We start from the raw sequence: 17670 nt of genomic DNA, 5'->3' as shown, positions 1-17670 counted from the left end.
GTAATTTTACCAATACTTTTTTCTTTTTGTCAATTTTAATTTCCGATCATTTACAAACTTTATAGAAATTGTTTTTTCATAATAGATATAGAAGAAGTTTTCAAATGGTCATTTTTTAATGGAAAAAATCATAGGACGGCTGACTATTCAGGCAAGAGACCCAAAGTTTGCCGCCCGCTTCCATCAGAATCCGTATCACCACGGACACCCTTGCGTTAAGCTAACTGCTGCTTCTGCCTTCAGAGCTCGGGACTTTCATCCTAGAGATTACACCCATGTCGGGCGCACCAAGAAACCCCCAAAGCACATGTGCTTTGGGGGTTTCCTATTTTATTTGTAAATAGCTTTGCGGTGACGAATCTTCAGCATCATTCCCATTGCTATCAGCAGCATGCCTATCAGCAGCCAGCGATACACGTACGTTGCTGTATCCGGAAGTGATGCCGAAGCTTGATTCTCACTCACCTGTTCAAATTTCGTTCCATCCGTAGTTCCATCCGTACCAGAAGGATTATTTGTGCCGCCTGATCCGCTACCGTTGTTTCCATTATGATTTTCGTTTTCAGGATGAACTTCGTTACCCGAATGATCTTGATCTTTTTCTTGGCCGCCGCTTTCGGAAGGTGTTTTATTGTCTTTGCTGCCACCTTCGGAAGGTGTTTTATCGCCTTGACCACCTTTATCCCTGTTGTCTTTTTCCGGATCATTTCCGCCTTCTCCCGGATCAGCCGGATTTGGAACAATTTCACCTTCTTTCGTTTGGAAAGACCAAATCGATGAGCGCGTTTTACCGCCAAATTGATCTTCCGCTTCCGTGTACCAATAATACACTTGGTTTGGCTCTAAATCATGCCACATGACAGAGGCCACTTCGCCGCTCGGAACGTTTTCGACTTTGCCGATCAAGCTGTCGGTATAGACGTTGACAACAAAAGAATCTGTTGCTACTTTTTTCTCTTGCGGTTGTAAATCGGTTTCAATGATAAATTCATCTTTTCCTGGATACTGTTCCGGATCGTAAAAGTTGTAGTCGTCTAAATAAGGCGAATATGTTTTTACATAAATTTGATTCGTATCTGTATTGAAGTGCAGCAAACGGATATAGCCCTGGCCGCCCTCAGGACCGCCTTGATAATCAGCAAGTATTTGATATACTTTTCGGTCAGGCGCTCCATCTCCGTTATCATCAATCTCATCGACTAATGTCTCGCTGTCATGATAATGTCCGCATAATACCGCCATCACATTTTTATTTGGTTTAACAACTTTTTCAAAAATTTGATTTCCAATCGGGCTGCGGTTTCCGCTGACTAGTAAATATTCATGGAATGCTAAAATTGCTTTCCGATCGGGATACTTTTCAAGCACCGAATTCACCCAGTCCAAATCTTCATCCGAAACGCCCCAGCCCATATACACCATAATATAATCATTACCGTTCGCCGAAATTAAATCATAATGACCGCGGTTATTTTTATAAGAACCTCCATAATAGTCACGACCTGCAAACCGATTTTCGCCGAAATATTGATAATAATTGTTGTAGTTTCCGTCTTTATGGCCAACATCATGATTGCCGGCTAGAACTCCATATCTGATTCCTGCATCATCTAGCACTTTCATAGCTTGATCGGCCACTGCCCATTGATTGTGATCATCTGCTTCATCGACTAGATCACCTGTATGAAATACATACTGAATATTGAGATTATCTTTTTGATCTCGAATCCATTCGACTTGCTTTTGATAAATGTGTGGATAGCTTTCCGAATAATATTGCGTATCGCTCATCCATACAAACGTATAATCATAATCTATAGTTTGCGCGATTTGGTCTTGAACGATCACGCTCACCTTTTGGTTTTTCACATAGTCTTTCGCAATTACGCTCCCTTTCAATTGAAATCTTTCTTCACCGGCAGTTTGTGAAGCAACTTCCTTCCATTTATTTTCTATATTGTTCCAGGCATACATCGTCACTTTTCGTCCTGGCAATGAAGAACCGTTCCAAATAAGTTCTATTTCATCATTTTCATCAACTTTTTGATCAACGGTAACGTTGAAGCGATGATACGGAAACTGCTCAGTTGATGTTGTTGCAAGCGCCTCGCCATCTGCGTTTTCCAACTTCCTGCGTTCATCTTTCGAAAGAACTTTTTCGCCTTCAACTTGAAATCCAGCAGGCGGTTCTGTATCAGATGCATTTTGCAAAATATCTACATGTTCTTCATCTGATGCTTTATACTGAAAAGCTTGAAAGAAAGATACATCAAGATCGTCCATTGTCGGATCCGCCACTCTTACGGACAATTTAGCACTTAAAGCATCCTCATCTGTTTCGAAAAAATCAGGAAAGAGCGGATGTTCGTCCACTGTATAGAAAGTGACTTCGCTTTTTCCTTCATTGCCTGCCTCATCAATAGCTGTAATGACAAGTTGATGTTTGCCTGATTGAAGCTGTGCTGACGAAGCTGCAAATGGAAGATCGATATATTGATCATCTAATTTGGCAGTGATCGATCTAATTTTACTCCATTTATCTTGAATTTCAGCATCAATCACGAAAGATCCTTTATATTTTTTTCCTTCCTCAATTGTTGGTTTGATGATTGGCTTTGAGTTATCGACAATAACCGTCGATGTCACTTCATTCCCTTTTTGATCTACTGCTTTCACTTCATGCTCGCCGTCTTCTTCATTTACGCTGTTCCACAAGTAGCCGAGGGATGTAAATTTTTCATCCGGAATATCGAACGTAAATTCGACAACCGGGCTTAATCCGGCACTGTCGCCGACGGAAATCTCCTGTTCGGGATCTTGATGCTCGCTGCTGTATAGCGTCGTGCCGTCAGATAAAACTAAGCGCACATTTTTCACATAAAAATCATCACGGTTTTCTTCAGATGTTTCATCAAACGGACTGACCTTTGTGCCTGCCCTAATCGCAATTGATAAATCTTCCCCGATTTTCAGCCTTTCCGGCGAAACCGGAACCGTAATTGTTGTATATTGATTAATGGTGTCATCGAAAATCCGCAAAATGTCATTACCGATCGTCACACCGTTTTGAAAATAAAGATTCGTTTTACGAACATCAAAGGCAAAATAAACGTCTGATTCAATCGTGCGGAAAGTATTTGTTTGTTTTGCTCCATCAATATATAAGGAAACCTCCTCAGGTGTAAGATCGCCTGTTGCCTTCACAACGGTTTCTTTGGAAACAATTTGCCCGTTTTCTACGTTTAACCGCAAGCCCTGCTTCTTATTTGCACTTTCAATTTGAACCGTAAAATGAGGAGACTCTTGGATATTCGTCCCATCGCCAGCGACAAAGTAATACTCAACTATATTTTTCCCAATTAATTCAGGCGAATAAATCGTATGTTCATATAATCTCGAATTATAGTTTTCTTCTAAATTCACTTTTTTAAATGGTTCTTGTAGTTTTGTCCGGTAGTATAAAGAAACGGTTTTGACTTCGATATTATCTTTTACTTCCGCTTTGATGAAAATATTATCCGTTTCCATGGCTTTTTCAGTATTTGTTAAATTTTCAATAGTTGGCGCCATTGAATCGGCTGGAACAGTTACTTTCACTTTCGGAGTTTGTCCGTCTTTTACCGATCCGGGTGTAGCCGCTTCAACGCCGGCACTAATTTTTTGCATTATATTGCTTCCATCCGCAGGATATTTGTACAAAATCCCTTTGTCCTCTTTAGTATCATCAATATTTACCTGATCATTATAATGAGCAACGGAAATTTCTTTTCCGCTGTTTGTGGCAATTACTAATGATCTCGCACTACTGTTGGCCATCCCGTTATTATAAATTTTCACAATGTTTTTATTCTCTTCTAACGAAACACCATAATGTTTATTAAAATCTTCAACAGCCAACGATGCATTCCCTTGATTGATGATCCAAAATACAAGCGTCCCACCTGAAGGAATTAGCAGTGATTGATCATCATTAGGAGGTCCCCAAATAAGATCGGATTCTGCACCTTCCTGCGGATATCGATAACGGATTTTATAGTCTTTAAAATCAATAGTCTGATTAGTATTATTATAAATTTCAATAAATTCATAACCGTCCAACCCATTTATATTGGCGCTGTCCGGAACTACTTCAGTAATGAGAAGTTTTGGGGCTTTTTGATAATCAATATTGGGAGTTTTGAGTTGAACATGGTGTTCCTCTGTTTTGACCGTGTTTGTTCCATCTGATGCCTCTATGTAATATAGGAGTTCGCTTCCCCACATGCCTGCACTGGGAATCGCCGCCCTATATTCATTTTGATTTCCGTTTTCAGTCATTTGAAGGGATTTGTATGCTCCATTTTCCGTCAATTTATAAAATAATGTGACATAACGGACTTTTTTATTATCAGTGACTGTAGCTTTTACAATTAATGGCTCCTCGCTTTCCCATTCTGCTATTGGCTGATGTGTAATGACAGGAGCTTCTTTGTCATCAGGCTCTTCAATAGCGACAGGTGTCTTCGGCACTTGCCCTTCGATGAATGCACCTGGATTAGCTTTTTCACTTAAGCCAATTTTTTTCATTTTCGTCTCTTCCGTAAATTGATAAATGATTCCTTTATCTCTTTCAACATCATCAGCTCCATCATTATATGCTGCTGCAGATACTAATGAACCATCCTTTGAATAAACAGCTAATGCCCGGATGCCGCTGTTAGCCATTCCTTCAAATGGCAAGGCTTGGACTTCGCTTTCTTTCAAATTCGTTCCGTAAAATTGATTAAAATCTTCCAATCTTAAAGATTGATTAGAACTATTTTTCACCCAGAGAATGAAAGTTTTTTGCGGAGCTATTACTTGATTGTCCGAAAATTGAAAAACTTGATCGGCTTTTGCTGTACCCGGATATTGATAATGAAGTTCATAATTTCGCAATTCAATCGGCTTGTTGGTATTGTTGTAAAGCTCAATAAATTCATATCCGTCAGCACTTCCGACATTTGACGTGTCTGGAGCCAGTTCGGTGATTAAGATTTTCGGAACTTTTTGATAATCCGGTTCCGCATCTTGTTGAATAGCTACTGAAAATGTTTCAGAAGAATTTATTGGAAGTCTTGTTGTTTCTGTCTCATTTTTCCCTTCAAACCAATAAGTAAAAGCATAAGACCATAAATCGCTTTCTGGTACAGTTGCCGTAAAGGTTGTATCATTTATTTTCTCCATTTTCATGCTTTTCACAAGCATACCCGGTGCTGTACGATAAAACAGTGACAACTCCGCAAGACCTTTTCCTTCCGCATCAATTTTAAGCGGCCGGCCTTTTTGAATGACTGCCGGTGGCTGATGAACGATTTCCAGTGGCAGTGTAACAGCTTGCTGTTCAAGTTGGGGGGTAGATTGTGAATTTGCTTCTGGTTCTTGTTTTGAAGTTTCGGGAACTGTATCAGTATCTTGCTGTTCTGGTTTTTGCTGCTTTTGTTCACTTTCATTAACCGGAAAAGATGGATGATCCCCTCCTTTTGCAGGTTCTTTCATTTCTTCATTTGCTGCATCAGGCTGTCTTTCATCACTTTTGTCCTGTTGAACTTCGTTTTGCTGAGAGTTGTTTTCTTCAACATTTGGCTCGCTGTCATTTTGATGAAGCGGTTGTTCTTGATTTGGTTTATCCGTTGATTTCGTTTGTTCCTCCATCTGCTGCTCGGCGTTTCCTGCAACTGTTGCTGTTGCATACGTATGTATCGGTGTTAACACGGAAACAAGAACAAGCAAAACAGCGGAAGCTCCAGCCAGCATAGAGCGTCTCTTTCTTTTTTTCAAATAAAACACCTCCCTAAAATTTTCTAACCTCAAATTATTGTAATATCGAAATATTTAGTTGGTTTTAATTATTTGTAAATTTTCGTCTAATTTTCGTTCATTTTAAAATAGAAAAATAGGAGAATTTCCATGATATAATTCTAGAAAAGTATATTTGAAAGGAGCATGTTTCGTGGCAAATCCATTCATCGGTTATATCGGTACATATACGAAAGGTGAAAGCAAAGGCATTTACAAATTTACATTGGACACTGAGAAAAAAGAGCTTGGTGAAGCTAAAGTAGCAGCAGAGCTTGACAATCCGACATATGTCGCGATTTCCAAAGACAATCAAAATTTATATTCGGTTGTTAAAGACAGAAATTCAGGGGGGCTTGCTGTTTTTTCCATTGACGAACAAACAGGCGATCTGCAAAGCATCAACCGACAAGTGACGGAAGGACCTTCTCCGTGCCACGTCAGCGTCAACAAAGCAAACCATTTCGTCGTCACCGCTAATTACCATCGCGGAACGATCGAGGCTTACTTGCTGAATGAAGACAAAAGCGCAAATCCAGCGGCAAGCGTTGCAGAACATACAGGTTCAGGCCCTAATCTTGAAAGGCAAGAAAAACCGCACGCTCACTATTCGGGGTTTACACCAGATGAAAAATATGTTGTAGCTGTTGATTTAGGAATTGACCAAATTATTACCTACTCTTGTGATCAAGGTGTTTTAAAGAAGGTGAGCAGCCTTTCTGTTAAACCTGGAAGCGGCCCTCGCCATATCGTCTTTCATCCAAACGGAAAATTCGCTTACGTGATGACGGAATTAAGCAATGAAGTGATCGTTCTTTCTTATAATGCAGATGAAGGAAGCTTTCAAGAGCTGCAATACATCCCAGCAATTCCGGAAGATTTTGCAGAAAACAGCCAAGGCAGCGCCATTCACATTTCTTCCGACGGCAAGTTCGTTTATGCTGCTAACCGCGGCCATGACAGCATTGCTGTTTTCAAGGTAGAAAATGATGGGGGCAAGCTTGAATTTGTTGAATGGACAAGCACCGGCGGCCATTGGCCAAGAGACTTTGTCCTCGATCCGACAGAAAGATTTGTGATCGCCACAAACCAAGAATCAAGCAACGCCGTCTTATTTGAACGCGATCCTGAAACCGGCAAATTGACACGCTTGCCATCAGAAATTTCCGTGCCTGATCCGGTTTGCGTGAAATTTCTTCATCAAGGCTAAAAAAATGTCTTTGCAATCTATTTTCACCTTTACGAAAAGAAGGCTCATCTTGTTTTAAAACAAGACGAGCCTTTCAAATTTTTATAAAAATGGCACCTTCCATCAGACTTTTAATTTAGGAGCCTATTGGCGTTGGTCAACTTCGATCACAGTGCGAATCCCTAGTGAAAGAGTATAAAAACGGTGAAGTGCTGCTCAATCCGTTTGCCTCCAACTTATTAATTCAAATCTTATCGTCGTCCGATACAGAGCGTTTCAAACAATCTAGTTTTCCTCCAACTTATTAATCCAATTCCCGAACTCGAAAGAAAAATCGTCATGGAAGCACCCTTCTTTTAAGCTGACCGCTTATGATCCATCGGACAGCAAATGTTGCAAACCTTTATGACATCTTCATTCATGATTCCTATAGAAAAGAAACGGAAACAGCTTTCTACAAAGCTTGCAGTATTATAGTGAAGAAGCATAGCCCTCCGTGTTTAAAATTAGAATAGCCGAATTGTCGCTCGGCTATTTCCACGAAGAGGTTATTTCCTGCTTAACAGGAGCAAAATCTCAACATGGTTTCGCTAATACTTGGATTATGTAAAAGATGACGAAGACGAAAAAGAGTACAAAATTTCAACAAGATTGCGCCAATATGCACCAATAATTTTGAAAAGCCGCAATCAGCTACACTGACAGATTGGGCAGTGACGAAAACTGTAAAAAGCTACTTAGCTTCCTTTTGCGCAATATTCCCGTTACGGACATTGGCGATGCCTTCTTTGCATACACCGTGCGGAAGCCAGGAGCAATTCGCACATAAGTAATCTAAGTCGTCAGGGACTACTTTTTGGGCCGTGAGCCCCAATAATTCCGATTTTAAGTAAATCCCATTTTCTTCAATGCCTAAATGGCGGATTACTTTTTGATCCATGGAAATCACATGCTCATTTGAATTCGGATCCGCTTGGCACGTCGATTCTCCATGGTGCGGACATGCCATGCACGCATCATCAAGTGCAGAGACGACTTGAATGGGAAAGTCTTGCTCTTCATCACGAATTTTTGTAACTACTTCCCACATCTTCTCTACAAACGATGGACTATATCCCATTCCGCGAAATCCGTGCACACATAATAAATGATGCCCCCGTAAGCGAAGCGGCTTCATACATTTCTCCTCCCCTTTTTCTATTACTCCCATCTTATGAGAAAAAGCACCAGCCTACAACATAAACGTGAAAAAACATTGCATCCTTTAAAATTAAAATACAAGCGTCACAACGAAAAAGCGAGCAAAAGCTTGTTCCAAATTCACAAGCTATTGATAAGAAGCCCTCTTTCCTAATCTGTTATCCATTGATCAATATTGTTTTACCCACTTTAAATGGAGCCGCTCCTTTTCCAGCGTCTTGATATGAGGAAGGGGCTTTTTTGCGTTCAAAAAGGAAGAATTAGGCTTCTTTTCCAACATCTCAATATGAAAAGGAAGATGTGATAGGCGAACTTTCCGCTCCGAAGCTTTCAGTTGAAAAATTCCTGTTTAAAGCCTATGTGTACATAGAAGCAGCTTAAAAATGGCAAATCAAGACGAGTTTGTCCTTTTTTTGCACCTTTAAGGGATCAGCTTTTTATTTTGCATTTTACGACGGCTGTTTTCCCTTCCCTTTTTTATATGCGGCATATAAGAAAAGGATAAACAAAACTGGGACTCCGACCAAAATGGAAATAAAAGGGATGCTCGCGCCTTTTTGTTCGTCCAGTTTAAAAATCTCCGCTGTTTCCCGCTCCAAAGTGATCGTGTATCCGTCCTTTGAACTTTTTATGCTTCCCCCTTTTAAATACCCTCTCAATTCGTGATTATCCGGCAAATATCGAAATCCGATCGTTACGCTTTTTGTTTGCGATGTGTTGTTAATGGCAATAATGGATGTTTCATCACCGCTTTTTAATTGATAAACGAGCATGCCGTCCTTTTCATACAACAAATGATATTGCCCTGTTCGGAGAGAAGGCAGGATTTTGCGAATGTCGGCTAAATTTGTTATGTACTCGACTATTTCGGTGCTCGTGCGAAAATCCATCATCCGATAATTGACTGCTCCATTTCCGCCATCCAATGCAATCTCCGTCCCGTAATAAACAAAAGGAACAGCCGGTAAAGTATATAAATACGTCAAGGCAAGTTTTAATCTTGTCACTGGAAACGCTTCATTCTCAACAGCTTTTCTTGTAAAACGAACGATATCCTCGTCATCTAAAAACGAAACGACAGGCAGATTGGATTGCGTAAACCCGTCCAATCCCGAAAGCGGTTCATCCACATTCGAAAATGATTTTTGCGCATTTTTCGCAAAATAGGTATTCATCACGGCATCGATTCCACTGTTTTGATATGTATTCGGATCACCCCCGCCAATATCTGCCACTAAAACGAAATCTTTTTTGACAGACTTAACTTCTTCAGCCATTTTTTTTAAAAATTGAGGTTCAGTTCGATTCGCGTCAATCAACCGATACCCGTCAATATCACTTTGTTTGATCCACCATTTAGCGACATCGATTATAAATGCTTGAACGTCGGGGCGAGAAACATCGAATGTCGTACTTCCTTCAACAAACCATTCTTTTTTAGCTGGATCAGACAGCCAAGGGTGGTTCGGTCCTGTTTCGAAAACAAAATCTATCATGACCTTTAGATCACGTTTATGTGCTTCCTTTGTCAGCTGTTTTAAATCCTGCATTGTTCCAAAATGCTCGTCCACTTTTTTAAAGTCTTTCACCCATTTCCCATGAAAGCCGTTTGCCTCATTTTGAAATATTGGTGATAATGAAACGATTGTAAAGCCCATTCCTTTTATGTAATCCAGCTTTTTGATCACCCCTTGCAAGTCACCCCCAAGAAAATGTTCAAGACCGCCCTTTCTTTCGCCGTCATTGGCCGTCGTTCCATTGTAAAAGCGGTCAACTGCTACGTGATAAATTGACTCATCCTGCAAGTTTACAGCGCTAGCAGTCGCTGAAAAACAAAAAAGCAATGAAACACACAAAATGAAGATCAATCCTTTTTTCACTCGTCAAAATCCTCCTTATGTCAGCAAAATCCATGCTTGTCGCTTAATTCATCTAAGTTCGCCGCTTCAACTCTTCCGCAAAATCGGCAAGCGGTGTTGCATCTGTTTTGGTTTGCTGTCAATCTTCTCATCGAATGTATGTAATGTTTGATGGGATTTATCCCCTTTTCCGATGAGTTTTTCTTTATAAGCCTCGCGAATCACTCGCTGGCTTATCCCCGTTTCATTTGAAAGAGCCTTTATTCCTTCCATGCTAACTGAAAAATAAGTTTACATGTTTGAAATCATTGCGTTACCTACATCATTTTGCCTGGATTGCGCCACGATCAAACAGTTCGTCAACGTATTCAAAAAGTTAGGTCAGTTAATTTTTCATTCATATCTTCTTGAACTATTCTCTTACAACATGAAACGTACCAGGCCAAATTCGGATCTTATTGTAAGCTTCTCTCCCTGCTTGATTCCTAGACATTAGAAAATTTTTTGAAAACGTTCATCATTTTCATAAAAATCTTTTTTCTACCGATGAATCATTCAGTTTCTACAAAATGTTTATATATCTCTCCCCTCCCGCTCCCCTTGCAGATCATTTTTGAATTTCATTATAAAAAACATTATAACATGCTGAACATGTTTGTCCTTCTTTATTATAAAAAGCAAGGGGGGTGTCTAATAAGTCGTTTTTACGGCTTATTGACGCCCCCATTAATGTGTTAGAAACGTTGATATATCGGTGTTTATGATTTTTTGTTTTCAATGGCGATTTGACTTTCTAAGACAGCCTCATTTTCCCTAAATTCATCAAATGATATTAATCCGGTACTTTTCAAACCAAATGTGAATTTGCCAAAGATAGGCTAACAGCTGCGGTCCCGTCATCAGCTGTCCGTACCATGGGCGTTGAAAAGATGCACCGTCTGTCTCTACTAATTTATTTAATGCATTCCCATCGAAAAGCTCGTGCAATATGGAGTCTTTCATGGCCAATACGTTTTCAAGCTGTTCTTTTACAAGCTTCGTATATTTCGGATGATGTGTTTTCGGATACGGGCTTTTTTTCCTGTAGACAACCTCCTTCGGCAAAAGATCTTCTAAGCTTTTCCGTAATAGGCCTTTTTCCCGATCGCCATATCGTTTCCATTCCCACGGAATATCCCAGACGTATTCGACAAGCCGGTGATCTGCAAACGGAACGCGCACTTCAAGCGATGCCCCCATGCTCATGCGATCCTTTCGGTCAAGCAATGTTGTCATAAACCATATCATATTTAAGTAAAAAAGCTCCCGCCTTTTTCTTTCCGTTTCAGGTTCTCCATCTAAAACAGGTGTTTCTTCAATCGTTTTTTCATATTGCCTTAAAGCATATTCTTTTATATTCAGCTTTTTTTGCCAATCGTTCCGGAGCAGCTTGATCCGCTCATCTAATGAACGAATCCACGGAAATCCTTCTCTTGCCAATTCCTCAGGACGATAAAACCACGGATATCCGCCGAAAATTTCGTCCGCACATTCTCCCGACAAGCTCACGACAAAGTCCTTATTAATTTGCCGGCAAAACCAAAGAAGTGAAGAATCGACGTCCGCCATCCCCGGAAGATCACGGACTTCAACTGCTTCCTGCAAATATGAGACAAGCTCTTCCTGTGTCATGATACATTCGTGATGAATGGTTTGAAAAGATTCCTTCATTAAATGAATCCAGTAGGCATCAGCATTCGGCTGAAACTCGCTTTGTTGAAAATACTCAGAATTCCCTTCGTAATCAATTGAATAAGTATGAAGATGCCCCTTTCCTTCCTTTTCAAATGTCCTGGCGGCAATCGCTGTAATGGCGCTCGAATCCAATCCTCCCGATAAAAACGTGCATAGCGGAACATCGCTGACAAGCTGTCTTGTGACGGCATCTATTAGTAATTCACGCACTTTTTCGACCGTTTCTTCAAAAGAATCCTCATGCGGATGGCTTTTAACGTTCCAATACCTCCATATTTTTAAGCCATCTCGATTAAAACTTAGGGCATGGGCGGGTCTAAGCTCTTCGATTCCTTTAAAAACGCCTGAACCGGGAGATCTCGACGGCCCCAGCGCCATAATTTCTTGCAGCCCTTCCTGATCGAGCAAAGCATCGACTTCAGGGTTGGCTAAAAGGGCTTTTATTTCAGAAGCGAACAGAAAATTACCGTTGTTTTCATAAAAAAAGAGCGGTTTAACGCCAAGACGGTCGCGTGCTATAAATAATTTTTCATCTGCTGAATCCCAAACGGCAAAAGCATAAATTCCGTTTAAATGGTGCACACATTCTTCTTTCCACTCCATGTATGAAGCTAAAAGAACTTCCGTATCTGAGTGGCCGCGAAACGTATAGCCTTTTTTCAATAATTCTTTGCGAATATCTTCCGTATTGTATAGCTCGCCGTTATAACAAATCGTGTAGGAATTATCTTCTTTTTGTTTTGTCATCGGCTGTCGACCGCATTCCGGGTCAATGACAACAAGTCTTTTATGCCCGAACAATACGTGCTTCTTTCCCCAAATATTTGTATCATCAGGCCCTCTTTTGCTTAACGTATCAATCATGTCTTCCATTATTTCAGTATTTTGGAAAAGTGATTGTTGAAAATTTACCCAGCCAGCAATTCCACACATATGCTTATCACCCCACTATCTATAACATGAAAGATGTAGCTATTGTATGCAAAAAAAGTTCAATGTTACCTGCCCATTTGTATAAAAAGAAAGCATTTTGTCTAAAACAATCAATAAAAAGTATTGAGGTGTTCATATTGTTTTCGGACGTAAAAAATGACCTTCTCCATAAACAAAAAAGGAGTTTTCGGACTGCAACCGTTGAAATGCTTCAAGCAAAACCGATTTTGATCGATGATGAAGATGATGAACAGATTTCTCTTGATGATTTAAACGATCAGCACATTGAACTTTTGAAAAACGGCCGATGGGTTGATATTGGACATAATAAGGAAGAATACTTGCGGTCAGGCGGAAAAATTCGAATCAAGAAGACATTCCCCTATGCATTTCATTGTTTTTTAAATGAATTGGATGATGAAAGCTTTATAATGTTTGTACACCATTTAAATGCTTTATCCTTTTCCGTTTATGACATCATCTACTGCCACAATCAATTGTTGTATCACCATGGAAACAAACCGATGAAAGGCGCTTCTGTTTTTATATTTGATAATACGGATTCTCTTTGTGCGGTTCAGCATTTTTTCCATCGGGGAGACAAACAAAAAGACCTGTTTGAATTCACTGTAAGCACAGGGGAACGAAGCTTTGTCAGCTCTATTTCATAACTGCAATTCAAGGAAAAAAGGATTTAGTTAAAAAGTACTTTTAAGACAGTCGGAGTAATGAAAGCTTTGCAATTGATAGGGGGAGTGCAGAAATAGTCATTTAAATTTTTTAAGGAGACACATAAAAAACAGCTGCAGCCTGATCATGCTGGATATTCAAAAAGATGCTATTCGTTCGAATTGTCATCCTGTGGCTAAGTATTTATTCAATGATGGGCGAAACAGACCGGCTGCCCAACATCAATGTAGACTGCGCTACAGAAAAATGTTTATAAAAACAAAAATATGAACCTAAAACATTAGGATATTTACAAAAAGAAAGTAAACGTAAGGCATCGCCTGCATTGAAACTTTTTTCCAATCCGCGGAATTTCGTCCAACTTTTTGACGATTAGCAAGGTTTCAATGAACTCATATCGAATTAATATTCAAGCCTTAATAAAAAACGAGATAAGGAGAGTTTCATAATTTGAGGTGGTTATTAGCTATTCCATTTATTTTGCTTGGAGCTTTTTTATTTTCATTAACCATCGATGATATGAAATATAGGCCATATAATTCTAATAATTATAGGATTTGGATGTTTTTTTAAGGCTGGTTTTATTGTCAAATTCAAGAAAGAAAAATAATAGGGGGGTGTCTAATAAGTCGTTTTTACGGCTTATTGACGTCCCCATTAATGTTTTAGAAACGTTGATATATCGGTGTTTATGATTTTTTGTTTTCAATGGGGATTTGACTTTCTGGACAGCCCCGATTTGTGTACGCATCATACTGTGGCAATAACTCCATATTTTCTATAATGATCCCAACGCTTTGGGGGAAGGATATATCTTTATGTAATGCTTGATTATTAATTATAACCTCACCTTCAGTAGGAATAACTAATCCAGCTAAAGTACGAAGTAGCATGGTTTTACCGGATCCGTTTTTACCAAAGAGTCCGTAAACCTGTCCCGGTTTAAAAGTATAAGAAACATTTTTTAACATATAGGCCATATAATAATTCTAATAATTATAGGATTTGGATGTTTTTTTAAGGCTGGTTTTATTGTCAAATTCAAGAAAGAAAAATAATAGGGGGGTGTCTAATAAGTCGTTTTTACGGCTTATTGACGCCCCCATTAATGTTTTAGAAACGTTGATATATATCGGTGTTTATGATTTTTTGTTTTCAATGGCGATTTGACTTTCTAAGACAGCCCCTGCGAAATACGCTCCTATATTTTTGCATCAACATATTTTTTAAAAAGTAAGAGGCAGTCTAAATCCAAGCAAAATGACGAGAATCAGCACAATCCAAAAGCCGATCCAAATGCCTTTGGACGATTCGTTTCTCTTCTTTTTGCCCAAAACCATTTCCATAAGCCCGATCAAAACGATGGCAAGGAAAATTTTAGCGACATATTCCCCTACATAGTTGGCCATGCTGAACACATTATAGCGGAAAATTAATTCAAGTCCAGTTGCCAACACGATTAAATAAAAGATTCGCACAGCCATATGCAAACCTTTTGAAGGTTTGGCAAACGCAATGAAAAACAAAATCAGCAAAATGACCCATGATGTAATATGCAAATGTGTCATAAATGCCCTCCCCCATCTATACTTGCAAGTCCACATTCATCATATCAAATGATCATCCAAAAACATAGCAATTACTATGATAAATAAAATGATTTCACTAAATTGACAAAGACGCACTAAAACGAAAGATTAAAGGGGCTCACTCTTGCCCGTCCTTTCGCTATTAAATTTCCTTGACTTTATTTCTCAACGTGCCAATTCCTTCTACCGTAATTTCGACAGTGTCGCCAGGCTTTAATAATTTCGGCGGATTGAAGCCTTTTCCGACTCCCGCAGGTGTACCTGTTGCAATGATATCTCCCGGTTCAAGAGTCATGCCTTGAGAAATGATAGAAATGATCCGTTTAATCGGGAAAATCATTTGATTTGTATTGGCTTGCTGCCGAATTTCGCCATTAACTTTCGTCTCGATAGACAGATGCTGTGGATTCGAAACAGCCGATTTATGTACAATATACGGTCCCATCGGGCATGATGTATCCAAGCTTTTTCCTAAAAAATATTGTTTGTGGCGAGCTTGCAAATCTCTTGCTGTGACATCATTGATGATCGTATATCCAAAAACGTAGTCATAGGCTTCTTCTTCGCGAATTTGTTTTCCTTTTTTCCCAATGACAACTGCAAGTTCCCCTTCATAATCAAGTTCGTCGGTTAAATAAAGATGAGGATCAATTTCTCCTTCATGAGCAATAACGGAAGTTGAAGGTTTGGAAAACAGAATCAAATCGGAAGGAATATCACTTTCGCTTCCCATTTCCGCAACATGGTCACGGTAGTTTTTACCGACGCACATAATGTTTTTCTTCGGTCGTGGAATCGGTGCTTGGAGTTTAACAGCTGACAGCGGATAGACATATGTCTCCCTTTCTTTTTCCTTCGCAACCCATTCCTGTAATGCTTCAATATGGCGGACAAATTTTTCACCCATTTCAATGCACGCTTGCAGCGATGCAGGCGATATTTCCGATTCATAAAGCTTCAGTTCCGCTTTTTGAATATCAATAACCGAATCTTCGTTAAAAATTAGTCCGATAAACGTTCTGTCGTGAATATTTGCAGTGACAAGCTTCATGTTCTACCCCCAATTAAGATAAAGTTTTTTCGCATTATTTGCAGTTGTGCGCACAATATCTTCACGCGGCCTCTTTTTAATATTCGCCAATTTGCAGCAAATTTCCTTTAAAAAATAACGGGGTTGTGTCAACATTTTTAAACGCTCCCCCATACCGCCAAGGGCCGTCCGTCTCAATAAGCAGCTGATCCATCGGAACTTGTTCAGCAAGCTGCTGATCGCGCAGGCGGTAGCAAACTTCCGGAGTCACAGAAATATAATAGTGTTGTTTACAAATTTCCTTCACTACAGATGATGCCGCTTTAAGCCAATGAAAATGCGCTTTTTTCACTTGATGTTTTTGCAAAAGATGTAAAACTTTTTCCGCATCTTCATGAACTGCATGCAAGGCAACTGGCAGTGAATGTTCAACGCTGATTTTCAAAAATTCCTTCAAGACATCTATATAAGTTTGTTCCGAATACTTTGCAAATAATCGCTCTTTTTCATAATACGGCAAACCAATTTCCCCGACAGCTGAAATCGCCCTCTCTGTTCGAATCAGCGATAGAAGCTCTTCAAGCTCCCGTTCTTCAAGAATCTCCTGTTCAGGGTGAAAGCCAGCAGCTGCTATAATAAAATCTTCATGTTTTTGCTTCAATTCAAGCGTTTTATAGGCGGATGTTAAATCGGTTGAAACGGCCACAACATGAGTAATGCCCGCTTCCTGCCACTTTTTGATTTGCTCATCAATAGTTTTTGGATCGTATTGATCCAAATGAATATGAGAATCGATCATTCTTCATGACTCCCATCGGGCGGAATGAAGCCTTGCCTAGAAATGAACAGCTGATCTTTCGCAAACACATGTAAAAATAAGTCTTTCACATATTCGAGGTTTTCAGGGGAAAACCATTCTTCTTCTCCAATTTGCGAAAAAAGCTTTGACAAACCGAGCGCCTGTGATCGTCTTCCGCCGCTTCCATCTCCTAAAAAGAAATCATCTAAACAGACTCGTTTCGTCGCATTCCGTAATAGATTCGTAAAATTCGGAGAAAAAGGCAGTACAGGAGAAACTGCCGCCTGTGACGGAATGTTCTCTTCATTTAGTTTTTTAAGCGCATTGATCCTAGCTTGAATCGGCGGCGCCTTTGGAGAAAAAATTTTGCGCACATCATCTCTGTCCGTTTCAATGGTAATGCTGACAAGCACCCGATCCCCCAATTTTTGAAAGATATCAATATCTCTAGTGACAAGCGGGCTTCTCGTCTGGACAAATAAAAAGTCCGGAGGCATTTCTGCTATCACTTCAAGGAGCCTTCTTGTTCGTAATTCCTTCGCTTCCAGCGGCTGGTAAGGGTCTGTTGAGGATGACATGAAAATCGTCACTTTCCCTTTCTTCTTGGCCCGCTTCAATTCGCCTAAAAATTGGTTTGGCTTTTCATCCTTTATTTCAACCCATGTTCCCCACTCTTTTTTCTTAAACAATGCGACTGGAAGCTTTTGTACATAACAATAATGGCAGCCGTATGAACAGCCGACATACGGATTTAAACTGTACGAATACCCTTGCAAATAGCCGTTTGTTTTCGTTAAAAACGAGTTTGGATTTTTACGGGTAATTTCCAT

The 17670-nt window shown here is 39.7% G+C and carries 11 protein-coding genes; 2 read left to right on the top strand and 9 right to left on the bottom strand.

Features of this window, described 5'->3' with window-relative positions:
* Positions 1–330 precede the first annotated feature (330 nt).
* On the bottom strand, positions 331–5799 hold the full coding sequence (locus NST97_RS18185; protein WP_341343539.1) for a lamin tail domain-containing protein: 5469 nt from the start codon (positions 5797–5799) through the stop codon (positions 331–333).
* A 172-nt stretch (positions 5800–5971) separates the two neighbouring features.
* On the opposite strand from NST97_RS18185, the gene NST97_RS18180 reads away from it, so the two are divergent.
* Positions 5972–7027: a lactonase family protein gene (locus tag NST97_RS18180; protein WP_339211143.1), complete on the top strand. Its 1056-nt coding sequence runs from the start codon at positions 5972–5974 to the stop codon at positions 7025–7027.
* Between the two features lie 712 nt (positions 7028–7739).
* On the opposite strand, the gene NST97_RS18175 is transcribed toward NST97_RS18180, so the two are convergent.
* From NST97_RS18175 to asnB, 3 genes are all read right to left on the bottom strand, one after another.
* Positions 7740–8183, bottom strand: coding sequence for a DUF1284 domain-containing protein (locus NST97_RS18175; RefSeq protein WP_130158619.1), 444 nt, complete (start codon positions 8181–8183; stop codon positions 7740–7742).
* Between the two features lie 472 nt (positions 8184–8655).
* The gene (locus NST97_RS18170; protein ID WP_339211142.1) at positions 8656–10086 is read right to left on the bottom strand and encodes an alpha-amylase family glycosyl hydrolase; all 1431 of its coding nucleotides are present in this window, start codon (positions 10084–10086) and stop codon (positions 8656–8658) included.
* Positions 10087–10887: 801 nt separating this feature from the next.
* Complete coding sequence (asnB, locus tag NST97_RS18165) at positions 10888–12732, bottom strand: asparagine synthase (glutamine-hydrolyzing) (RefSeq protein ID WP_341343538.1); 1845 nt, start codon at positions 12730–12732, stop codon at positions 10888–10890.
* Between the two features lie 137 nt (positions 12733–12869).
* Between asnB and NST97_RS18160 the strand changes: the two genes are divergently transcribed.
* Complete coding sequence (locus NST97_RS18160; protein WP_066250595.1) at positions 12870–13403, top strand: DUF2777 family protein; 534 nt, start codon at positions 12870–12872, stop codon at positions 13401–13403.
* Positions 13404–14111: 708 nt separating this feature from the next.
* Here NST97_RS18160 and NST97_RS18155 read toward each other — a convergent pair.
* From NST97_RS18155 to NST97_RS18135, 5 genes are all read right to left on the bottom strand, one after another.
* Entirely contained in the window at positions 14112–14393 is a 282-nt protein-coding gene (locus tag NST97_RS18155) for an ATP-binding cassette domain-containing protein (RefSeq protein ID WP_340734405.1), read from the bottom strand.
* Between the two features lie 255 nt (positions 14394–14648).
* Positions 14649–14990 (bottom strand): YisL family protein, encoded by a 342-nt coding sequence (locus NST97_RS18150; RefSeq protein WP_063386645.1) that lies wholly within the window; start codon positions 14988–14990, stop codon positions 14649–14651.
* Between the two features lie 163 nt (positions 14991–15153).
* A complete protein-coding gene (locus NST97_RS18145; RefSeq protein ID WP_063386644.1) occupies positions 15154–16062 on the bottom strand; it encodes a fumarylacetoacetate hydrolase family protein in 909 nt (302 codons plus the stop codon).
* A 76-nt stretch (positions 16063–16138) separates the two neighbouring features.
* On the bottom strand, positions 16139–16840 hold the full coding sequence (locus NST97_RS18140; protein ID WP_341343537.1) for a TatD family hydrolase: 702 nt from the start codon (positions 16838–16840) through the stop codon (positions 16139–16141).
* Positions 16837–17670 (bottom strand): SPL family radical SAM protein, encoded by an 834-nt coding sequence (locus tag NST97_RS18135; RefSeq protein WP_339194671.1) that lies wholly within the window; start codon positions 17668–17670, stop codon positions 16837–16839. Before NST97_RS18135 ends, NST97_RS18140 begins: the two co-directional genes overlap by 4 nt.

The sequence above is a fragment of the Aeribacillus sp. FSL K6-1305 genome, assembly GCF_038050115.1.
GTDB lineage: Bacteria > Bacillota > Bacilli > Bacillales > Aeribacillaceae > Aeribacillus > Aeribacillus composti.
The sequence above is the reverse complement of the archived record's forward strand: the minus strand, read 5'-3'. Positions and strand labels throughout refer to the sequence as shown.